Annotated in this window: 13 protein-coding genes; 6 read left to right on the top strand and 7 right to left on the bottom strand. The window is 46.0% G+C overall.

Going from position 1 to position 22,352, the window contains the following annotated elements:
• Nucleotides 1–27: 27 nt before the first annotated feature.
• From ppdK to lon, 3 genes are all read left to right on the top strand, one after another.
• Nucleotides 28–2,754, top strand: a complete 2,727-nt coding sequence (gene ppdK / locus HQ29_RS08340; RefSeq protein ID WP_036788620.1) for a pyruvate, phosphate dikinase — start codon at nucleotides 28–30, stop codon at nucleotides 2,752–2,754.
• A 158-nt stretch (nucleotides 2,755–2,912) separates the two neighbouring features.
• On the top strand, nucleotides 2,913–3,812 hold the full coding sequence (locus HQ29_RS08345) for an NAD kinase (protein WP_036869161.1): 900 nt from the start codon (nucleotides 2,913–2,915) through the stop codon (nucleotides 3,810–3,812).
• A gap of 52 nt (nucleotides 3,813–3,864) precedes the next feature.
• Nucleotides 3,865–6,402, top strand: coding sequence for an endopeptidase La (gene lon, locus HQ29_RS08350; protein WP_052090030.1), 2,538 nt, complete (start codon nucleotides 3,865–3,867; stop codon nucleotides 6,400–6,402).
• A 350-nt stretch (nucleotides 6,403–6,752) separates the two neighbouring features.
• Here lon and HQ29_RS08355 read toward each other — a convergent pair whose 3' ends face one another.
• Nucleotides 6,753–8,441 (bottom strand): alpha/beta hydrolase-fold protein, encoded by a 1,689-nt coding sequence (locus tag HQ29_RS08355; RefSeq protein WP_052090031.1) that lies wholly within the window; start codon nucleotides 8,439–8,441, stop codon nucleotides 6,753–6,755.
• Nucleotides 8,442–8,686: 245 nt separating this feature from the next.
• On the opposite strand from HQ29_RS08355, the gene HQ29_RS08360 reads away from it, so the two are divergent.
• Complete coding sequence (locus HQ29_RS08360; protein ID WP_036848583.1) at nucleotides 8,687–9,325, top strand: MarC family protein; 639 nt, start codon at nucleotides 8,687–8,689, stop codon at nucleotides 9,323–9,325.
• A gap of 318 nt (nucleotides 9,326–9,643) precedes the next feature.
• Here the strand turns inward: HQ29_RS08360 and alr are convergent, their stop codons facing one another.
• The 6 genes from alr to HQ29_RS08390 are packed head-to-tail and all read right to left on the bottom strand — an operon-like array spanning nucleotide 9,644 to nucleotide 19,166.
• Complete coding sequence (alr, locus tag HQ29_RS08365; RefSeq protein ID WP_036869163.1) at nucleotides 9,644–12,073, bottom strand: alanine racemase; 2,430 nt, start codon at nucleotides 12,071–12,073, stop codon at nucleotides 9,644–9,646.
• Nucleotides 12,070–13,023 carry a GSCFA domain-containing protein gene (locus HQ29_RS08370; protein ID WP_036869166.1) on the bottom strand — a complete coding sequence of 318 codons (954 nt, stop codon included), beginning with the start codon at nucleotides 13,021–13,023 and terminating at the stop codon, nucleotides 12,070–12,072. The genes alr and HQ29_RS08370 overlap by 4 nt, the downstream gene beginning before the upstream one ends.
• 9 nt (nucleotides 13,024–13,032) lie before the next feature.
• Nucleotides 13,033–14,115: a 3-dehydroquinate synthase gene (locus tag HQ29_RS08375; protein WP_036869169.1), complete on the bottom strand. Its 1,083-nt coding sequence runs from the start codon at nucleotides 14,113–14,115 to the stop codon at nucleotides 13,033–13,035.
• Between the two features lie 13 nt (nucleotides 14,116–14,128).
• Nucleotides 14,129–16,771 (bottom strand): alanine--tRNA ligase, encoded by a 2,643-nt coding sequence (gene alaS, locus HQ29_RS08380; RefSeq protein ID WP_036869171.1) that lies wholly within the window; start codon nucleotides 16,769–16,771, stop codon nucleotides 14,129–14,131.
• 10 nt (nucleotides 16,772–16,781) lie between these two features.
• Complete coding sequence (locus HQ29_RS08385) at nucleotides 16,782–18,749, bottom strand: LTA synthase family protein (RefSeq protein ID WP_036869173.1); 1,968 nt, start codon at nucleotides 18,747–18,749, stop codon at nucleotides 16,782–16,784.
• 27 nt (nucleotides 18,750–18,776) lie between these two features.
• Nucleotides 18,777–19,166, bottom strand: a complete 390-nt coding sequence (locus HQ29_RS08390) for a MerR family transcriptional regulator (protein ID WP_052079251.1) — start codon at nucleotides 19,164–19,166, stop codon at nucleotides 18,777–18,779.
• A gap of 947 nt (nucleotides 19,167–20,113) precedes the next feature.
• Between HQ29_RS08390 and HQ29_RS08395 the strand changes: the two genes are divergently transcribed.
• Together HQ29_RS08395 and HQ29_RS08400 are read left to right on the top strand one after the other, a co-directional pair.
• The gene (locus tag HQ29_RS08395; protein WP_036788647.1) at nucleotides 20,114–21,133 is read left to right on the top strand and encodes a branched-chain amino acid aminotransferase; all 1,020 of its coding nucleotides are present in this window, start codon (nucleotides 20,114–20,116) and stop codon (nucleotides 21,131–21,133) included.
• A 23-nt stretch (nucleotides 21,134–21,156) separates the two neighbouring features.
• Nucleotides 21,157–22,317 (top strand): NAD(P) transhydrogenase subunit alpha, encoded by a 1,161-nt coding sequence (locus tag HQ29_RS08400; protein ID WP_036788650.1) that lies wholly within the window; start codon nucleotides 21,157–21,159, stop codon nucleotides 22,315–22,317.
• Nucleotides 22,318–22,352 lie beyond the last annotated feature (35 nt).

Below are 22,352 nucleotides of genomic sequence, written 5' to 3' on the forward strand. Positions count from 1 at the left end.
ACTTATATATAAACAATTAAGCCAAAAATGTCAAAAAAAAGAGTTTACACCTTCGGTAATGGAGAAGCCGAAGGTAAGGCAGACATGAAGCTGCTATTGGGAGGTAAGGGTGCTAACCTCGCCGAAATGAATTTGATCGGTGTTCCGGTTCCTCCGGGATTTACTATTACAACAGAGGTGTGTAATGAGTACTATGAAGTAGGACAAGACAAAGTAGTAGAACTATTGAAGCCGGAAGTAGAAGCAGCAGTTGCGAAGATTGAAGGTCTTATGAATGCTCAGTTTGGCAGCATCGAGAATCCTCTTCTTCTTTCTGTCAGATCCGGTGCACCTGCTTCTATGCCGGGTATGATGGATACTATCCTTAACCTTGGTCTTAATGACGAAGTGGTAGAAGGTCTTATCCGTAAGACAGGTAATGCTCGCTTTGCTTGGGACTCGTACCGTCGTTTCGTTCAGATGTACGGAGACGTGGTACTTGGTATGAAGCCAACCAGCAAGGAAGAAATAGATCCGTTTGAAGCTCTTATAGATGAGTTGAAAGAAGAAAGAGGAGTAGAACAGGATACAGATCTTACTGTTGAAGATCTTAAGGTTCTTGTTGCTCGCTTTAAGAAAGCAGTTAAAGAGCAAACAGGAAAAGACTTCCCAACAGACTCTTATGAGCAACTTTGGGGTGCTGTAATGGCCGTGTTCCGTTCATGGATGAACGAACGCGCTATCCTCTATCGTAAGATGGAAGGTATTCCTGCCGAATGGGGTACTGCAGTAAACGTACAGGCAATGGTATTCGGTAACATGGGTGAGACATCCGCTACCGGTGTATGCTTCTCTCGTGACTCTGCAACAGGTGAAAACCTCTTCAATGGTGAGTATCTTATCAATGCTCAAGGAGAAGACGTGGTAGCCGGTATCCGTACACCTCGTGAGATCACAAAGATCGGTTCTCAACGTTGGGCTGAAAGAGCAAATGTTTCTGAAGAAGAACGTGTACGCGAAATGCCTTCTTTGGAAGAAGCTATGCCGGAAATCTATAAGGAACTTCACAGACTCCAACTAAAACTCGAAGAGCACTATCGTGATATGCAGGATATGGAGTTTACCGTTCAAGAAGGTAAGCTTTGGTTCCTTCAGACAAGAAGCGGTAAGCGTACAGGACAGGCAATGGTAAAGATTGCCATGGATCTTCTAAAGGAAGGAAAGATTGATGAGAAGACAGCTATCAAGCGTATCGAACCTAATAAACTTGATGAACTTCTTCACCCTGTATTCGACAAGAAGGCTCTTGCAAAGGCAACGGTAATTACAAGAGGTCTTCCTGCATCTCCGGGCGCGGCAACAGGACAGATTGTATTCTTCGCCGAAGATGCCGACAGACTACACAACGAAGGCGGACAACGTGTGATCCTTGTTCGTCTTGAAACATCTCCGGAAGACCTTGCAGGTATGCAGGTGGCAGAAGGTATCCTTACTGCAAGAGGCGGTATGACATCTCACGCAGCGGTTGTTGCTCGTGGTATGGGTAAGTGTTGTGTGTCCGGAGCAGGTGCTCTTCAAATAGACTACAAGGCTCGTACGCTTACTGTGGATGGAAAGGTTTATCGTGAAGGAGACTTCATTTCTCTTAATGGTACAACAGGAGAAGTATATGAAGGCATGGTGGACACCAAGGCAGCAGAAATGGATGCAGACTTCTCCGCTCTTATGGAGCTTGCCAACAAATATTCTCGTCTGAAAGTTCGTGCAAATGCAGATACCGGACATGATGCTGCCGTAGCTTATTCTTTCGGTGCAGAAGGTATCGGTCTTTGCCGTACAGAGCATATGTTCTTTGAAGGTGAAAAGATTGTTGCGATGCGCCGTATGATTCTTTCAGATTCTACCGAAGGAAGAAAAGAAGCACTTGCAAAGATTCTTCCATTCCAAAAAGAAGACTTTAAGAATATCTTCCGTGAAATGCACGGTCATCCTGTAACTGTTCGTCTTCTTGACCCGCCTTTGCATGAGTTCGTTCCTCATGACGCAAAGGGACAAGAGGAGATGGCTAAAGATATGGGACTTGATGTAGAAGTTATCCGTCATCGTGTATCAAGCTTAATGGAACATAACCCAATGCTTGGTCATCGTGGTTGCCGTTTGGGTAATACCTATCCGGAAATTACAGAAATGCAGACACGTGCCATTATCTCTGCAGCTCTCGAACTTAAGAGAGAAGGTGTAATGTCTGAACCGGAAATCATGGTTCCTCTAACAGGTATCGTATATGAGTTCAAGGAGCAAGAGAATGTTATTCGTGCAACAGCCGAAGCGGTATTTGAAGAGTACGGCGATCGTATAGACTATAAGGTTGGTACCATGATCGAAATTCCTCGTGCGGCTCTTACTGCAGACAAGATCGCTGCATCGGCAGAGTTCTTCTCATTCGGTACCAATGACCTTACTCAGATGACATTTGGGTATTCTCGTGATGACATCGCTTCTTTCCTTCCAATCTATTTGGAGAAGAAGATTTTGAAGGTAGACCCATTCCAAGTATTAGACCAAAATGGTGTTGGTCAACTTGTTAAGATGGCTACAGAAAAGGGTCGTGCAAAACGTCCGGAACTTAAGTGTGGTATCTGCGGCGAGCACGGTGGTGAGCCTTCATCAGTGAAGTTCTGTCACAAAGTAGGTCTTAACTATGTATCATGTTCTCCATTCCGTGTGCCTATTGCTCGTGTTGCAGCAGCACAAGCGGCAATAGAGGAAGCATAATCGTCATAGTACAAGTACATAGAAATACTTGATATTAGATCGCAGCACTCAAAGAGTGTTGCGATCTTTTTATTACTATTTGCCACAACATTTTTATTAAATTTGCAGACAGGTAAAGCTATAAAAGCCGGATTACTTAAAAATCTAACCCAATAGCCATGACAGCGATTATCTTTGGATCAAAATATCCATCGAAACCCCTTGAAACACTATTAGACATCTTTAGAATCATAGATGAGAGTGGTGTGAAAGTTTGGATTCATCTGGAGTTTCTTAAATTCTTGGAAAGCAAAAAAGTGGTTTTGAAAGATGTCAATTCCTTTACGGATATGACCTCTTTGCCAACGGCTATTCTAAAAGATAAGGATACTATTGCCATTAGCATTGGGGGAGATGGCACTTATCTGCGTACAGCATGGCAAGTGATGGAGTATAAACTCCCTGTATTGGGTGTCAATCTTGGCAGACTCGGTTTCTTGGCTGCAATATCCGGAGATGTGTTCAGGCAGGCATGGGAACATATTCTTAGGAAAGAGTATCGTGTCATAGAACGTTCCATGATAGATATCTATACAGAAAAAGAGGGGCATACTACCGAACAGGGTACAGTCTTGAACGAAGTAGTTGTCTCGAAGAAAGATTCAGGTTCTATGATTTCCATTGAGGCTCAGATTGATGACCAGAGAGTGGCTACCTATCTGGCGGATGGACTTATCATCTCTACTCCAACCGGATCTACCGCTTACTCTCTTAGCGTTAATGGTCCTATCATAGCTCCTAATACCTCGACATTTTGCCTTACTCCCGTAGCTCCTCACATGCTGAATATGAGGCCGCTTGTCGTTGCGGATGACTCTGAGATTCGCTTGAAAGTTTCTGCTCGAAATCTCTCTTTTCTTCTTGTCGCCGATGGAAAGACCTCCTCTTTAAGTTGTAACACGGTGCTTTGTCTGAAAAAATCAAAGGAGAATATCCGATCTATTCAGATATTCGGCTACAATTTTTACCAAACTCTCAGAGATAAGTTGATGTGGGGTATAGATCCGAGAGAGGTGTAAGACTTGGCATATATATTGATAGGTAATACCATAACAATAGCGAAGAATAGATATGACAAATAATATAGATGATATGATGGAAGAGATGGAACCATCTTTTTCCACAATGCACATGGTTTTTCCTGATGAAGAGATGGATAAACTCACTACTCTTCCGGAGAATATACCTCTTGTGCTTCCCGTTTTGCCTCTTCAAAATACCGTATTGTATCCTAATGTTACGGTTCCCGTAATGAACGATACAACTTCCAATCCGGAGTTTCTAAAGTATTTGGAAGAGTCTAAAGACAAGCACGTAATTGTCGTTACTCAAAAAAACAGAGCTGCAAAAGATCCCAAGCTGGATGATCTTATGCCTATTGCTGTAATAGCAGAGGTGATGAGAGTTCTGGATATTTCGGAAGAGGGAGCCACTTTGCTTGTGATGGGCAAGAAGAAGATTGAGATCAATACCATTATTGACAGCAACCCTATTCTTACGGCAAGCTATACCCTTATAGAAGAGATTGTACCTCCAGTTTCGGATATGGAGTATAAGGCACTTATCCCACTTGTACAAGAGACTACGATGAAGGTATTGCTCTTGGGTGGAGAGATGCCCAAGCCAATGATCAAATCTTTCTCCGAACTCAAAGATCCTACAAACATTCTTGGATTTGCTTGTACACATCTGCCGATAGATATAGAGGAGAAGTATGCTCTTTTGAGTCATAATGACCTAAAGACAAGGGCTTTTACTCTTTTGACGACAGTCAATACAATGCTTCAACTGCTGGAGATGAAGGCGACTATCGCCATGAAAACTCGTTCCGAACTGGATAAGCAGCAGAAAGAGTACTACCTTCAACAGCAGATGAGGGTCATACGAGAAGAGCTGAATGATGGTGGAGATGACGATGATATAGCAGAACTCAAGAAAAAGGCTTCTAAAATAAAGTGGCCCAAGGGAGTTTATGCCACAGTAAAAAAGGAGATAAAAAAACTGGAGCGGCTCAATATCCAAAGTCCCGATTACAGCATACAGCTGCAATATCTTCAGACTGTTCTTGATATTCCTTGGGATAAAGTTACTCAAGACAACTTCGACACTACCAACGCAGCCAAGGTTTTGGACAAAGATCATTTCGGTTTGGAGAAAGTCAAAGAGCGTATCTTGGAACACTTGGCTGTGCTCAAGCTGAAAGGAGATTTGCGTTCTCCGATCATTTGTCTCTACGGACCTCCGGGAGTCGGAAAGACTTCCTTGGGACAGTCCATAGCGAAAGCCCTTAACCGGAAATATGTTCGTGTATCTCTTGGAGGACTTCACGATGAAGCCGAAATTCGTGGACACAGGCGTACATACATAGGAGCAATGCCGGGTCGTATTATTAAAGGTCTCATCAAGGCAGAAGCAGCAAATCCTGTATTTGTTCTGGATGAGATAGACAAGCTGGCAAGCGACTATAAGGGAGACCCTTCATCGGCTCTTTTGGAAGTGCTTGATCCGGAGCAGAACAACACTTTCCACGACAACTATCTGGATATCGACTACGATCTCAGCAAGGTTCTCTTTGTTGCCACGGCGAATAACATCGGAGCCATTCCCGGTCCGTTAAGAGATCGGATGGAGATGATAGAGGTCGGCGGATATATCTTGGAAGAAAAGTTGGAGATTGCCAAGAGACACCTCATACCGAGAGCATTGGAAGCCCACGGACTGAAAGCCAAGCAGGTCAAGATTCCTAAGAATACTCTTTCTGCCCTTATTCAAAGCTATACGAAGGAGAGTGGCGTTCGGGAGTTGGAGAAACGCTTGGCGGCTCTGATGCGTAAAGTTGCCAAAGAGGTCGCCGCGCAGATAGATCGTGCAGAAGCAGGAGAAGAAGCCGACTCTTCTTTTGTTTACACCATAACACCTGATAAACTTCAAGATATGCTGGGGGCAGCCAAATACTCCACAGATCTGTACGAAGGCAATTCTTATGCAGGTGTTGTAACCGGTTTGGCATGGACATCCGTTGGGGGAGAGATCCTGATGGTAGAGAGTGCCATGAGTCCTTCACGCAACGGCAAGATGACCATAACCGGAAACTTGGGTGATGTCATGAAAGAATCTGCCCTGCTTGCTTTGGAATACATAAAGAGCCACAGTGATCTTTATGACATCCCCAAAGAGCTGTTCGAGTATTGGAATGTCCACATACACGTACCGGAAGGAGCTATCCCGAAAGACGGGCCGAGTGCCGGTATTACCTTGGTAACCTCTCTTATATCGACCTTTACACAAAGAAAAGTGAGGTCGTCCATAGCAATGACCGGCGAAATCACGCTCAGAGGAAAAGTGCTTCCGGTGGGAGGAATCAAGGAGAAGATATTGGCGGCAAAGCGTTCCGGCATCAAGACCATCATACTATGCTCAGAGAACAAAAAAGACATAGACGAGATCAAAGAGATCTATCTGAAAGGTCTTTCATTTGTTTACGTAGATGACATAACGGATGTGATTACCCATGCACTCTCTAAAGAGAAAGTTTCATCTCCCATCAACTACATGGAGCATATCAAAAACTCCGAAATCAGATTCTCGGCACCAATATCTGCAAAGTAAGAGATTCGGAAAAAGTTCGGACAAAGAACGCATCAATCATTTCATCCGTCTGTAAGTTTCGGCTTGCAGACGGATTTTTTGTTTAGTTTTCGCAGGCAGGATCCGTTGTTGGCTACGCAGATACCTAACGCTCATTTTTGCCAAAACCTTTAGAGCTTTCGTCTGAAACCTTTAGAGCTTTTTGCCAAAACCTTTAGAGCTTTTGTCTGAAACCTTTAGAGCTTTTGTTGAAACCTTTAGAGCTTTCGTCTGAAACCTTTAGAGCTTTTGTCTGAAACCTTTAGAGCTTTTTGCCAAAACCTTTAGAGCTTTTGAGGGGGAGGTGAGGAGGATCGGTAGGGAGGGAAGAATCAGACTTTTATTTCTATCTCTGCTATCCAAATCTGCTTTCTGTCGGGATCGGACAGCTGTCGGAGCAGGCAGGCTTTGTCGTATTGTACTTTTTTTCGGAAGAGTCGCTTGCCATTCACGAAGATGCTTACTGCTTTTTTTGTGTTCACCATTTCGGGCGAGATCTTTATTCGGAAGGCTTTCACGCAGGAGGTCGATATGTGGAAGCTGTTGTCCCGATACTCTGCACGGATTTTTGCGGACTTGCGAGGAAAGTCGAAAGCTTTCTTTTTCACCTTTATGGTTTGCAGCCGATCCTGTTCATCGTACTGTTGCCACTCTGTTATATCGAAGTTGAGATCTTTGTGCCACTGCGCTCTCGGAGCTATGGTATCCATTCGGATGTCGGAGATCCAGTCTATTGCGTTGTATTGTTGGTCGTCATATTCCCATGTGAGCTTCGAGGGAAACGGATGACGTTGTCGCCGAACGAGGTCTTCAAAAAGGAGACGGAAGCAGGGCTCGGACTCGTCAAACCTTGGGAACCAGTGCGGAAATCCTTTTGTCCGGATCTCTTTGTAGTCGGCTCCAAGCCGGGTCATCAGCCGGCTTATGCTGTCATTGGCATTGGGCGGATAGTAGTAGTCTTGATCCGTGGTGAAGGAGAGGAGAGAGCGGTTGAGGATATTTTCTATAAAGGTGCCGCCGGTACGCACCTTCGGATAGCCGTTGAAGCCATAGAACGAGGTAAATATCGTGGGTTGCTTCATGAGGTAAGAGAACGCTCCGGTAGCTCCGTTGGAGTGTCCCGAAAGGAATACTTTGTTGTCGTCTATGTTGATAGCCTTTTTCACTTCGCGTATCATCGCAGGTACCATAAAGAATCCGTCATCCGGCATCATCCAGTTGTACTCTCTGCTTCCTTGCGGAATGAGAAGTACGACACCGTGTTGATCCGCATACTTGGTATAGAATCGGTTGAAGCCCTCAAGGCAGATCTCCGGTGTGAGAAACTCCAATAGAGAGTTGTTTCTCACCGCTCCGTGCAGGATCACAAGCATAGGATAGCTCTTGTCGGGGGAGTAATCTGCCGGGAGATGAACGTAGTAAGAGGTGAGGGCAGAGTCGTTTATCCTGAACTTGATGGAGTAGTTTCTCTCTTTCTTGGGCAGATACCCTCTCTCCTTTTGCAACTCTCCGTACAGCTCTTCCGGCGTGAGTGTGGTGTCCGGAGCGGTGTATGAGGAGGCGAAGAACTCTTCTTGAGAGAGGGCAAGCCTTTTGTCGAACAGCGCTTTTCTTCTCTCCACATCTTTGAGCATTTCCTGCCATCTCGGATCGCCTATCAGGTTGGGATACTCCTTCCCGATCTGCTCTTCGGAAGCGATGGTAAACCATCCGGGAAATCCGTATTCATCTTTTTCAAGTGCGTTCATGCTGTGGAGGAACGAGAAAGCGCGCTCTTTCCGATCCAGTCTCGCCGCAAGGACAGAGGCATGATACAGCCCTGCGACATCTATGCTATCGGGATAGAGGCGGAATGCATCGTCGAAGATCTGCATCGCTTTGACATATTTAACGGAGTCCGCCCCGTTGTACATCAGGTCGGAGGCCTCTTCTATGAGTCTGTTATAGCCTTTCTGTGCATATACCGATGCTGTACAGCAGAGTAGAAGAAGCAGGGTAAGGATTGTTTTTCCCGGTTTCATGTGGTCTGATTTATGGTTTTGTCGTGTAAGTTTCTCAAACAGTGTCTCAAATATACGGCTTTTCGGGCTCTCCTTAATGACCGGATTGTCATTTTTTTCTTCTATTTTTGTGCCGAATATTTATGGGCAGCAGGTTGTATGCTCCCCGAAAAAGCGAAAAGAATAAACTGTAATACTCTCGCCGGTATGGCGACACACTGATAAACCAACATATCAACAAACAAACAAAAAACTACTGTAACAGAATGAACGTATTAGAAAACATCATGCAGGACTTGAGCCACTTCAACATCAAGGATGTCGTGGGGGCTTTTGTGATCCTCTTTGTGGCGGTCGATATTATCGGCGCCATACCTATCGTCCTTAGTCTGAAGGATAAGGGACAGACTTTCAGCACCGTAAAAGTGAGTCTCTTTTCAGGCATAATGATGTTGGCTTTCCTGTTTATCGGAGAGCCTATGCTGAACTTTTTCGGGGTGGATATCTCTTCGTTTGCCGTTGCCGGGGCTATCGTCCTGTTCGTAATGGCTGTGGAGATGATCTTTGGCGTGCAGATCTTTAAGGATGACGGGCCTTCGGGCAGTGCCACGATCGTTCCTTTGGTCTTTCCACTCTTTGCCGGTGCCGCAACATTCACCACGATTCTGACTCTGCAAGCGGATGGCTATGCGGCTACGAACATTGCCATTGCGTTGCTACTAAATGCATTGATGATATACTTGATGCTCAGGTTCGTGAATCAGCTGGAACGCTTTTTCGGGAAAGGCGGTGTGTATGTTTTGCGTAAGTTTTTCGGCGTTATCCTTTTGGCTATCTCCGTGAAATTCTTCATGGCAAACATCGTCAAGATTATCGAGACCATAGGAGCAGCATTGAGTAAGTAAAGTTTATTTTTTATCCTCAAATCATCTTGTTTATCCCTGCTTCCGGTATCGGAAGCAGGGATTTCTTATTATTAAAGATTCGGTTGCGGAAAGGGTACAACCTCTTTCAAATTTGATTTTATAAGGGACAAAAAGTTGTCCGAAAGCATTTGATGTTTCCCTTAAACCTTTTCAGAAGTTGAAATAGAGGCGTGGTCGGTGGTATTCGTGCTTTGGTACATAAAAATCAAGGCTTGATTGTTGCAAATCAAGCCTTGAATTTTACTTCCGAACAGGTTTGGAAAAAGATGTAAATATGTTCAGAAGATTTTGTAAACCTTATTCTCTGAAGTAATGGCGCGCTATACGGGAGGAGATGGAGGTGATGATCTCATACGGGATAGTGCCAAGTGTGGAGGAGAGACGCTGCAGAGGAAGCTGCTCATCGAAGATCACGACCTCCTCTCCTTCGCTTACGGATGAGGCTTGAGTGAGGTCTATCATCATTGCATCCATGCAGATATTTCCTATTGTCGGTGCCAACGAGCCGTCTTGCAGGCGGACGGACATATTGCCGTTGCCTAACCGCCGGTCTATTCCATCGGCATATCCTATCGGCACTATGCCTATTCTTCGGGGAGTGTCGGCAGTGGCGTGAGTGCCGTAGCCTACGGAGTCTCCTGCCGGAATCTGCTTGATCTGCAAGATGATGCTTTTGAGGGAAGCCACTGCACGGAGCGAGGTCTTGAGAGTACCCTTATCCTCGTAGGGTGGATAGCCGTACAATCCTATTCCGAGACGCACCATATCCATGCTGTACTGCGGAAAGCGGGAGATGCCGGCGGAGTTGAGCGCATGTTTCAGAACGGTATAGCCGAGTGTCTTTTCCAGCTCTTCTGCCCATGTTTGGAAGGTGTGGAGCTGTCCGAGAGTCTTTTCATCTGCCGTAATATCGTCTGCCGCAGCAAGGTGTGTAAAGATGCTTTTGACCCGAACACGGTTGGTGGACTTCAATTTGTCCAGAAGCAGCAGAAACTCCTCATGGGTATCGAATCCCAAGCGATGCATTCCGGTATCGAGCTTTATGTGTATGGGATAGTGTGTGATGCCAAGCCGTCTGCAACTCTCTATGAGTTTGTCCAGCAAAGCAAGGCTGTACACTTCCGGCTCCAAGCTGTGTTTGCACATGTGAGAAAGGGCGGAAGACTCCGGATTCATCACTATGATGGGCATCCTTATACCCTCTTCTCGCAGCTTCACACCTTCATCTATAAGAGCCACGGCAAGGTAATGGCAGTGGTGTGCCTCCAATAGCCGGGCTATCTCTACGTCTCCGCTACCGTATCCGAACGCCTTTACCATGGCGACAAATCGGGTCTCCGAAGGGACAAGGGAGCGGTAATACTTCAGGTTATCCAGCAGTGCCGTGAGGTTGATGTCCAGAATGCTTTGATGCCGTTTGGGATGAAACAGAGCGGAGATCTTTTCAAACTTGAAAGTTCGTGCTCCTTTGAGCAGTATGGTATAGCCTTTCAGCGTTTGAGGATCGAATGTTTCGAGGAAATGATTGGTACTCTCGAAGCAGAGAGGAGTCGAAGTCATTCCGGAGAGTTCTGCAGTCAGTGCGGCAAGCTGTTTCCCTACAAATATCAGTTTGTCGGGCGGCATCTTCCGTATCATATCCGATACTTGAGACAGAAGAGCCTCACGGAGATGCGGAGCAGACATACCTGTCATGTCCGAAAGAATGAGACAGGATGGAGTTTGAGATTTTTCGGAGACTCTTTTGAGCTGTTCCAAAGCAAGCAGCAAGGCAGAAGCATCGTTGTTGTAAGCATCGTCGATGATGGTGGTATCGTATATCCCGTTGAAGATTTCCAAGCGCATCTCCACCGGTTCAAGCTGACTCCAGATGGTGGTATCGGGAGAGAGCGAGGGCACAAGCTCATCCAAGAGAGCCATGATAGCCGATAGATTTTCGGGGAGAAGCAGCTCGGCAACGGATACGGGAGGGGTGAGTCTGCTCCGATGCTCTGTATATGAACGGCATAGAGGCGGTTGGCTGATGCCGGAAACAGCCTCCGACAACACTCTGTCTCTGCCATTGTAGAGCAGCAGAGCCGGAGAGGAGTGGGTCGCGAGCTTGCATTTCTCCTCCGCTTTCTGCTGTAAGGATGAGAAGTTTTCCTGATGCGCTTCTCCGATATTGGTGATGAGGATGATGTCCGGAGCCACAATCTTGGCGAGCCGTTCCATTTCTCCCGGTTTCGATATTCCCACTTCCACAAGACACACTTCCGCTTCGGGGTCTGCCTGCCAAAGGGAGAGAGGAACACCGATCTGCGAGTTGAAGCTTCGAGGAGAGCGGTCGGCATTCACTCCGGCGGTAGTGAGAAGCTGGTAGAGATACTCTTTTATGGTCGTCTTGCCATTGCTCCCGGTGATCGCCACCACTTTCCCTTTGAAGGCTTGGCGTCTTTCCGCTCCGATTTTTTGTAGTGCATCGAGAACATCCAGAACGATCAGGAATTGTGCTTCGGGGTATTCGGCTTCTTCTTTTTGCAGCTTTTCCACAACAAATGCACGCACTCCGGCGTGGTAGAGTTCATCTATATAAAGATGTCCGTCCCCCGTTGGGGTGATGAGAGCAAAGAATAGAGTGGATGAGGGAAATGTGAGCTGCCTGCTGTCTGTAAGGAGTACTTCTATTTCTCTATCGTGGTCGATCCGTTGGATGCCGAGTATGGATGCCAGTCGTGATAGCTTCATGGTCGTGTGGTGAGAGGAGGGTAGAGGGTGTCTCGTTCGGTTCGGAGAGATTCAAAGAGCATATAGACCTCTCTCTGATGCGCTTCTTTTCCTTTCTCCGAAGGTGTGTGCTTGGCGAGCTTGTACGCTTTGCGCCACTCTTCTGCAAAGGAGAAACTTTCGGGGTCCAACATAAACGCTTTTGCCTTTTCCATGATGTAGGAGATGGCTAAAGGCGATGGGTGAACCATATCTTCGGCATAGAAGCGGTAGTCTCTGAGTTCGTCCAAAACAATTTCGTAGGAGGGGAAGTAAGAGATACGTTCCGGGTATCGGAGTCGTAGCTGTTCTATGGCGAGTTGAAGCGTTGCCTTGCTGAGAGTGTTGGCGTGTATGCCGTCTCTGTAATGGCGTATGGGGCTCACGGTAAGCACTACTCGAAGATTGGGAAATCTTTCCCAAAGTTTTTGCAATAGGGCGTCCCAAACCGCAACAATCTCCTCTACGGAGATGAGACGACGCTTAAAGAGTTTTTCGGGTTGCTTATGACAGTTGTTCACCACTACGTCATCTTTATAATAGACATAGGCTGTACCCCACGTGGCAACCAGAAGACGAGTGTGCTTCCAAATGATACCGTTTTGAGCAGAACGCTCGTTGATAACAGAAGCTAAGGCTTCCATGCTCTCGCCTGATATGCGACTATGGTGCATGTAGCTGTAATAGTTCCCGTCCCGTTCGGTAAACAGAGAGGGATCTGCCTGCGTACCGTCAAGAACCGAAGCGATGCCGGAAGCGATGCTGAGAGGGTTGTACATCGTACCGAATGGTGAAGGAAATACACGGTAGCCCCCTTCGAGAAGATACTTGTACATCTCGTCCGCAAAGCAGGAACCCCATACTTGTATGAGGTGTCTGTGAGAGTAAAGAGAGGGAAGTGGCTTTATCTGAAATGTCTTATGGAGTATCATGATGAGGTGTCAGGTATTGTACAGGTCTCGATAGAAATCCATGGCTTCTTTGCACAGAGTGGGAGAGAGAGGTGTGCCGTAAGCATACAGACCGATGTCCTTGAGCAGTGCGGCGGAGATAACCTTGCCACGATTTTTTTTGTCCTGCTCCATGTAGGCAATGAGAGTGTTGTAGGCTTTGCAGTTGAACGGAACAACCGGATAGGTATCTCGTATGTAGTAGCAGACCTTAGTGAGAAGCTCTTGTGGAAAACCGAGCAGCTTGAAGCTCAAATAAAGCTCCATGATGATGCCGGCAGCCACTGCAAATCCGTGTGGCAGCTCTTTCTTTCTGTTATGAAGCATATAGGCTTCCACAGCGTGTCCGAACGTATGCCCAAGGTTGAGCATCTGTCTGACGCCGTTTTCGTATGGATCCTCTTCGACGATGCGCTGTTTTGTCCGAATGGATCGGGAAATCAGGTTGCCCCACTTTTGAAGAGAGAGAGTTTCCGGCTGTCGATCTTCTTTCAGCAGCTCTATGAGTGCTTTTCTGTCCGGCTCCAAAAGGGCGTGTTTCAGTATCTCCGCCCATCCGCTAAGCTTTTCTGTTGGAGGAAGTGTGCGGAAAAAGCCGGGATCCAACACCACATAAGAAGAGGGATAGAACGAACCGATGATGTTTTTGGTCTCGTTGAAGTTGAAACCTCTCTTGCCTCCGACAGCGGCATCAACGGCAGCCAAGATGGTTGTAGGTACATTGATGCAAGGCATCCCACGCTTGAAAGTGGATGCGGCAAAACCTCCTATGTCCAAAAGAGAGCCACCTCCAAGAAGAATGACAACGGTTTTGCGAGAGAGGTTGAGGTGGTAAAACCTGTCCCACAAGAGGCTTACCGTCTCAAGACTCTTGTTTTGTTCTCCCGGCTCTATGGTGATAACTTCGGGAGTATATGAGCCGAGACGGGAGAGAAGATGCGGAAGACAAAGCTCCCGGGTATGGGTATCACAAACGACAACCACGCCATCCGGCTCCATTTCAAGCAAGACTTTCGAGAGCAGGTCTGCCTCGATGTCAAGTCGAATGATGGTATCCGAACAGCGTGGTTGCATATTGAGTTTATGTTTATCTCAATTGGAGTTCGCCCAATATGAAGTCCAATGCTTCATCGAGTCCTTGAGGATTTTTACCTCCTGCGGTTGCGAAGTGAGGCTGACCACCTCCACCACCTTGGATGAACTTCCCTGCAGCTCTCACCAAAGCGCCTGCGTTGGCACCCTGACTAACGACAGCGTCTCCCAACATCAGTGTTATGGTACACTTTTTCTCCTCTTCGGAGTAAGAGCCTGCAAGGCATACAAAACTGTCTGTGCCGACTTCCGCCTTTACTGTAAAGGCTACGTCTTTGGCGATTTCGGGTTTGAGGTTTTGTTTGATCTGGATCACCTTAACGCCATTCACGACCGGATGATCTTGTGAAAGCAGTTCTTTGATGATTTGTCTCTTGGACAGCTCTGCCGCCTCACGTATCTCTCTTCTGAGAGCTTCATCTTCTTCGAGCAGCTTGTGTATTGCCTGTACAACGTTCGGAGCATTGTGGAACAGCTCTTGTACGGACTGAATGGTGGTCTGCATACCGTACAGATAATCTTCTGCATGCTTTGCGGTAACTGCTTCTATACGTCTGATACCTGCTGCAATGGAGGACTCTGAAACAATTCTGAATGTTCCGATGCGTCCCGTAGCCGATATGTGCGTACCACCACAAAGCTCGATGCTGTTGCCGTAACGAATCACGCGAACCTCTTCACCATATTTTTCACCGAACAGAGCCATGGCTCCCATTGCCTTTGCTTCAGCAATAGGGATGTTGCGCATCTCTTCTCTTGTGAGGTTTTCACGTATCTTTTCGGTAACCTTACGCTCTACAAGACGTATCTCTTCCTGTGTCATCTTGGAGAAGTGAGCGAAGTCGAAGCGTAAAACTTCAGAGGATACATAAGATCCTTTCTGCTCTACGTGTGTACCCAATACCTCTCTGAGAGCTTCGTGAAGCAGGTGCGTTGCGGTGTGGTTACACTCTGTTGCAATGCGTTTTTCCACATCGACCTTCAAGGTAAATGGCTGTGAAGGGTTCTTCGGAAGAGCTTCAACGATATGTATGGGCAGGTTATTCTCTCTCACCGTATCTTGTATGGTGATGCTCTCACCATCTTCCGCGCCGATCATTACGCCGGTATCTCCTACCTGTCCACCCATTTCGGCATAGAATGGAGACTTGTCCATCACGATCTGATAATAGGTTTGCTTCTTCTTCGTAACCTGACGATAGCGGAGAATATGAGCATCTGTGGTCTCAGTGAAATCGTATCCGGTAAATTCGGGAGACCCTTCGGACAGTTCGACCCAATCTTTTGCTTCGATGGCGGCAGCGTTACGAGCTCTCTCTTTCTGCTTGTTCATTTCCACCTCAAAGCCTTTCAAGTCGGACTCCAAACCATGTTCGCGAAGGATTAGCTCCGTTAAATCCGTAGGGAAACCGTAGCGGTCGTATAACTCAAACACCTTACTGCCTTGAAGAACCTTGTTCCCTTCTGCTTTAAGAGCCTCTACATATCCTTCAAGAATGTGAATACCGGTCTCAAGAGTACGTAGGAAAGACTCTTCTTCCTCTTTCATCACTTTCTGTACCAGATTTTGCTGTGCCGGCAGTTCCGGATAAGCTTCTCCCATAACCTCTATGAGTGTAGGGATGAGGGAGTACATATAAGCCTCTTTGCGTTCAAGGAAAGTATAACCATAGCGAACAGCCCGACGAAGGATACGGCGTATCACATAGCCTGCTTTCGCATTGGACGGCAGCTGTCCGTCCGTGATGGAGAATGCGATAGTACGGATATGGTCTGCAATAACGCGCATCGCCACATCTGTCTTAGGATTGCTGCCATACGGTATGCGGCAGTCCGATGCAATTTTTTGGATAATCGGCTGGAAGATGTCGGTATCGTAGTTGGATGTCTTACCTTGAAGAGCCATGCAGAGACGCTCAAAGCCCATACCGGTATCTATTACCTTATTCGGTAGTGGCTCCAATGTTCCGTCCGCTTTCCTGTTATACTGCATGAATACCAGGTTCCATATCTCTATGACCTGTGGATGATCATGGTTCACAAGGCTTCTGCCCTCTACCTCACGGCGTTCGTTGTCCGGGCGAAGGTCTATATGAATTTCGGAACAGGGGCCACAAGGACCTGTATCTCCCATTTCCCAGAAGTTGTCCTTCTTATTGCCGTCTATGATTCTCTCTTCGGAAAGATAGGCTTTCCAGAAAGAAGCCGCTTCGTTGTCTCGTTCAAGATTTTCTTCTGGCGAGCCTTCAAAGACCGTTACATATATTCTGTCTTTGTCCAGACCGAGTACATCCACAAGAAACTCCCAAGCCCATGAGATGGCTTCTTGCTTGAAATAGTTGCCGAAAGACCAGTTACCAAGCATCTCAAACATGGTATGGTGATAGGTGTCATGCCCTACTTCTTCAAGGTCATTGTGCTTACCGCTTACGCGGAGACACTTTTGTGAGTCTGCTATACGAGGGTACTTGATGGGAGCATTGCCCAATATTATATCCTTAAACTGATTCATCCCTGCGTTGGTAAACATCAACGTCGGGTCATCTTTAATAACCATTGGAGCCGAGGGCACTATATGGTGCTCCTTCGAGGCGAAAAAGTCGAGAAACGCTTGCCGTATCTCTGCTGATGTGAGCATATCTAATTCTTTATTTTGTAGTATTATCTTTTATCTTTTTTGCACTCAATCTGTTTTCCACAAGCCGTCTGTTATAGTCCATGACAACGGCTGGAAGCATTTTATCTGTTATAACATGAGATTGTATCGTATCTCTTTTCGGAAGAAGTTCCGAGTCAAGATCCAATCTTTTACATTCTCCGTTCTGTTCGTTAAGAGCAAACACCCCGTCTTTTGAGATCAGATTATACTCTCCGCCGAATACCACGGCGTATGAAGTGGAATGCGGATCGAACAGATTGTGTCCGTATGAAACGATCTCATCTTCTATGCCCAACAAGTAGAGTAGAGACGGATAGATGTCTGCCTGTTGCACTACTTTGCTGGTGTATATATCTTGTGGCAAAGGTTTACCGGGTATGTACCAGAGAAGCGGTATGGCAAATCGTCCTGCAACATTGGCGTATGCAGGATTTGCACTTTGCGAGGTATGGTCTGCCGTGATGATGAATATCGTTTTATTGAACCATGGTTCGGAAGATGCTTTTTCAAAGAACAACCGGAGGGCATCATCCGAATAGCCGATCATCCGTTGCAGATCCACCTTTCCCTCCGGATATTTTCCTTTCTCCTCTTTAGGCAGCTTAAACGGATGATGACTCGACAGTGTAAATATCGTCGTAAGCCATGGAGAGGATTGTCCGGTAACGACCGCAGGAAGTGTCGGTAAGAATTTCTTATCCCATATTCCCCAAGCATTGTCGTAGTCGGCATCGTTGTTGTACTCTTTCATGCCGTGATAGCCGGTGTATCCCATGTGTGTAGAGAAGGCATCGAATCCCATAGAGCCGTTTGGTGCACCGTGCATAAAGACAGCCTCTTTATAGCCATGTCGCATAAGGCAACTGCCCATACCGTCTATCTCATTGCCGGAATAGTTGCTGGTAACAAAGTTCAATCCCAATGCCGGGATGCTTGCCACTATCGACGGCATAGCATCTATGGACTTCACGCCATTGGCGAAAGCGTAGGGGAACGAGAGTGTTGCGCTGTCTCGTATGACACCATCCAGGAACGGAGAAAACCCTTTGCCGTCCGGCTGTAATGCCCCTATGTGTTCTTTTGCAAAGCTCTCCAGGATCAGGATCATCACGTTATAATCTTTGTATGAACCAAAAAGAGAGTCCTGCTCTCCGAGTGGAGCGGCTTTATATGTTGCGGAAAAGAGAGCCTCTGCCTCTTCTCGCGGAATGTAGTCTATCAGTTTAAGCACCTTCTTGTCTGCTGTTCGTATCATGCAGAAAGGAGTGTTGAGGACAAGATCACGGTCTTTAACCTCTTTCACATACGAGTGTGCATTGAAAGGGGAGAGCGGACGTATGCTGTGAACAAGCCCTCCGCGTATTCCGACAACCGTAACGAACGCTACGGCAAGAGCCTTCCCCGTGGTGATGATGAACCTCCAAAGTGCAGAGGTGTTTGTGGTGCTGCGATATTTTATCCTGCCGTAAGCCCATATCAAGAGAGCAATCATGACTATGGCAACCGAGGTAAGAAGCGGATTTTGCCACGCAAGGCGCAAGACGAGAAAGAACGGATTGTCTCCGCCGAACTCTTGAAAGACGGTGGACGTCATTCTTTTGCGAACAAAAGGAAAGTATCCGGCATCTCCCACATTGAGGATGACTGCAGCAATATTCGGTATCAGGAAGAGCCACTTGACCAGATGATAGGAGATTTTGCTCTCTCTTACTCTGCCGGGAAAGTAGCCTAAAACGATGAATGCAAACATATAGAGGCTGTTGATGTAGCCCATTGCCGCAATGTCGAATCGCTGTCCGCCGAGCCATGCAGTCCAGATTTCACCTGCCGAGAGATGCTCGTAAGATGAGAGGTTGTGGATATAAAATACCAGACGTCCTATGTTGAACATCAGCCACGAGAGTAGCAGATGGTAAAAAAATATCAGGTAGCTGTGTCCTGTAAATTTTGTCTTCATTTCGTTACGATGTACGCGTCAAATCAGTTAGGAATGTTCTGATTTTTCTCTTCGCTCGATGATGTAGTCGCACTGCTCTATCAAGGCGTCTATCCCTGCCTTTATCTCCATGAGCTTATCCACGACACTTTTACCGTCCGAAGGCTGTTTCTCAGAGAGTTTTCTCTTTGCAGCCTCCACGGTAAAGCCTTGTTCTTGCACAAGGTAATAGACTCTGTCCACCTGTTCCACATCTTTTTTATGGTAGTATCGGGTACCTTTTTTAGACTTTCGGGGGGATATCAGCTTGCACTTCTCCCAGTAGCGCAAAATGCTTTCGGTGATGCCGTACATCTGCGCCAACTCTCCTATGGTCATACATATCTTTGTACCACCATCTTCCTTCCAGTTGATATGTTGTTTTTTGCTACTGAACATCAGGTTTAGAGTCTTGTCTTTTTCTTCTCTGTGCAGCTTGCACGGCGCAAGAAAAGGAGCTTAGAGTCTTAATGCACAAAGATAGCTATTTTTTATTATCTGTATCTGGTTTTTGGAGGATAGGAATGATACTTCTGTTTTGCCCTTTTCAAGAGGCTTTTTGTCCCGATTCAAAAGGGGCTTTTGGCGGAATTTTTATATAAAAACGAACTCTTGATTTTGTCCGATTTTCCCTCCCTCTCTGTCTTGATTTTCTCTTTGTAAAATTTGGAGTGCTTCTTAAGATTCTGATTTTGATGTTGTTATGTAAAATCTTAAATTTGGAGAAATTTTTTCTTCAGTCCGTTTGATGGGGCTTTTTCGCGTTAATATGGGTGAATTTTAACAGGGTGTTGTGTAAATAAATCCTAATCCTATTTTATGCTCGAAAACGGCAAAAAAGAGGAGAAAAACGGTAAAATGTTAATAGCCAGAACTATAGGTGAAAATTCTAAACACGTTAATTGAATCCGGTAAACGTATTAAATGAAATCGGTAAACGTGTTCATTGAAAAATTAAATACGTTAAGCCGAAACAATATGCTTGTTTACCGTTTTTGCTTAACGGGTATCGGAAATTGTGTTAATAAATCGGGACTGATTTAACAATTCGGTCGCGCTCTGAAAACACTATCTCTGATTAAAATAGAGAGTGATAAAAATAGGGTGTTTTAGGTGGTATGGAATATATAAAAATGGAGAGGGAAAAGGGGGTTAAAAAGGAATGGAAAAAAGAGCTTTTATCTTGCGAATTTCTTGTGAAGAGGAGAGTGAAGAATTAAATCCCTATTTCTTCTTTTTATTTCAGGAAATAATACGTAGCTTTGCGAGGAGATAGGGCAGAGACGTTTCCGTGTCTTTGTCTTCTTTGAATAGCTTATGTCTTATATTAATATTATTAAGTTTCAATGAAAAACCCAGATTGGAGCCAACTTACATTTGGTTATTATCCTACGGACTACAACGTAAGATGCGAGTACAAAGATGGTAAATGGGGAGAGCTACAACTTTCTCAGGATACTAACATCAACATCCACATGGCATCTTCGTGCTTGCACTATGGTCAGGAAGCATTTGAAGGTCTAAAAGCTTTCCGAGGCAAAGATGGTAAGATTCGTCTTTTCCGTCCGGAAGAGAATGCTCGCCGTTTGGCAGATTCTGCTCATGGTATCATGATGGCGGAGTTCCCGGTAGAAAAGTTTCTCGAAGCCGTTAAGATGGTAGTCAAAGCAAACGAACACTTTGTTCCGCCTTACGAAAGTGGGGCATCGCTTTATATCCGTCCGTTGCTTATCGGTGTAGGTCCTTTGGTAGGCGTGAAGCCTGCTTCGGAATATATGTTCTTGGTGTTCGTTACACCTGTTGGCCCGTACTTCAAAGATGGATTCAAGCCTACTCCAATGGCTATCATGCGTGGCTACGACCGTGCAGCTCCTCTTGGTACAGGTACTATCAAAGTGGGTGGAAACTATGCTGCCAGCCTTAAACCGGGCCATATTGCCCACGAAAAAGGCTACTCTGCGGTGCTATTCCTTGACGCTAAAGAGAAGAAGTATCTTGACGAATGCGGTCCGGCTAACTTCTTTGGAATCAAGAATAATACATACATCACTCCAGATTCTCCTTCTATCCTTCCTTCTATTACGAATAAGAGTCTTTGTCAAATCGCAGAAGATTTGGGTATGAAGGTTGAGCGTCGCCACATTCCGGTAGAAGAGCTCGAAACATTCGAAGAAGCCGGAGCTTGCGGTACTGCTGCAGTGATCTCTCCAATATTGAGAGTGGACGACCTTGACGAGAATAAGAGCTACGTCTTCTCTAAAGATGGCAAGGCCGGTCCTATATCCACAAAGATGTACGAAACCCTACGCGGTATCCAATATGGCGATGTAGAGGATAAGCATGGCTGGGTAACTATCATAGAATAAAACCACAAATACTACAAACAACAATGATAATAGGTATTCCAAAAGAAATAATGAGTGGCGAGCATCGCGTCTCTGCCACTCCCGATACCGTGCGCAAATTTGTGCAAGATGGTTTCCGTGTCCTTTTTGAAGCGGAAGCCGGAGAGGGTGCTCTCTATCACGATGAAGACTACAAGGCTGCAGGTGCTGAAATCCGTACGGATGTGAAGTCCATCTACAATGATGCAGATCTTATCTTGAAGGTGAAAGAGCCTCTTTTCAATAGTGTTCTCAACATTCATGAAGTGGACATGATGAAGGAAGGACAAGTGCTTATCACTTTTATCCACCCTGCATCTCCGGTGAACCACGATATGGTAAGAAATCTTGCAAAGCGCGGTGTTATTTCTATTACTCTTGATGGTATTCCTCGTATATCCAGAGCACAACAGCTCGATGCACTTACATCCATGAGTACATGTGCGGGTTACAAGGGTATTATCATGGCTGCGGACGATATGGTGAAGTTTATACCTCCTATCTTCTCTGCGGTTGGTTCTATGCCTCCTGCTAAAGCATTGATCATCGGAGTAGGTGTAGCCGGTCTTCAAGCTCTTGCAACTGCTCGCCGTCTTGGAGCTACCACTTACGCTATGGATATCCGTCCTGCTGCTCGCGAACAGGCAACAAGTCTTGGAGCCAAGGTTATCGAAACTTCTGTTCCGGATGAACTCGGCGTTGGAGAAGGTGGGTATGCAAAACATTTGCCTAACGAATGGTTGCTTAAGGAGAGAGAAGTGATCCGTGAAGCCATCAAGGACATGGATATAGTATTCTTGAGTGCTCTTGTACCGGGTAAGATTGCTCCTGTGCTTATTACCGAAGATATGGTCAAAGGCATGAAGCGTGGCTCTTGTATAGTGGACATCTCGATAGACCAAGGTGGTAACTGTGAGATCACACCTCCGGGTAAGAAAGAGATTAAACACGGAGTGATACTCAATGGTATCAAGAACATTCCGGGTATGATCCCTCAAGCCTCCACTTATATGTTCTCTGAGAACATGTATCAGATGGTAAAATATTTTGTTCCGGGAGGCAAGCTTAACCTCGATATGACGGATCAGGTGGTATCCAGTGCATTGGTAACCAATAACGGAGAGATACTTCACGTCGGAACTAAAGAAGCAATGGGTATTGCGTAATCATAAATTTTTTAGAGACCACTCGGAAAGTTCAT

The sequence above is a fragment of the Porphyromonas canoris genome (genome assembly GCF_000765975.1).
In the GTDB taxonomy this organism is placed as follows: domain Bacteria; phylum Bacteroidota; class Bacteroidia; order Bacteroidales; family Porphyromonadaceae; genus Porphyromonas_A; species Porphyromonas_A canoris.

Coding starts and splice junctions, on each gene's coding strand:
- ppdK (WP_036788620.1), top strand. CDS start 28: ATGTCAAAAAAAAGAGTTTACACCTTCGGTAATGGAGAAGCCGAAGGT.
- HQ29_RS08345 (WP_036869161.1), top strand. CDS start 2,913: ATGACAGCGATTATCTTTGGATCAAAATATCCATCGAAACCCCTTGAA.
- lon (WP_052090030.1), top strand. CDS start 3,865: ATGACAAATAATATAGATGATATGATGGAAGAGATGGAACCATCTTTT.
- HQ29_RS08355 (WP_052090031.1), bottom strand. CDS start 8,441: ATGAAACCGGGAAAAACAATCCTTACCCTGCTTCTTCTACTCTGCTGT.
- HQ29_RS08360 (WP_036848583.1), top strand. CDS start 8,687: ATGAACGTATTAGAAAACATCATGCAGGACTTGAGCCACTTCAACATC.
- alr (WP_036869163.1), bottom strand. CDS start 12,073: ATGAAGCTATCACGACTGGCATCCATACTCGGCATCCAACGGATCGAC.
- HQ29_RS08370 (WP_036869166.1), bottom strand. CDS start 13,023: ATGATACTCCATAAGACATTTCAGATAAAGCCACTTCCCTCTCTTTAC.
- HQ29_RS08375 (WP_036869169.1), bottom strand. CDS start 14,115: ATGCAACCACGCTGTTCGGATACCATCATTCGACTTGACATCGAGGCA.
- alaS (WP_036869171.1), bottom strand. CDS start 16,771: ATGCTCACATCAGCAGAGATACGGCAAGCGTTTCTCGACTTTTTCGCC.
- HQ29_RS08385 (WP_036869173.1), bottom strand. CDS start 18,749: ATGAAGACAAAATTTACAGGACACAGCTACCTGATATTTTTTTACCAT.
- HQ29_RS08390 (WP_052079251.1), bottom strand. CDS start 19,166: ATGTTCAGTAGCAAAAAACAACATATCAACTGGAAGGAAGATGGTGGT.
- HQ29_RS08395 (WP_036788647.1), top strand. CDS start 20,114: ATGAAAAACCCAGATTGGAGCCAACTTACATTTGGTTATTATCCTACG.
- HQ29_RS08400 (WP_036788650.1), top strand. CDS start 21,157: ATGATAATAGGTATTCCAAAAGAAATAATGAGTGGCGAGCATCGCGTC.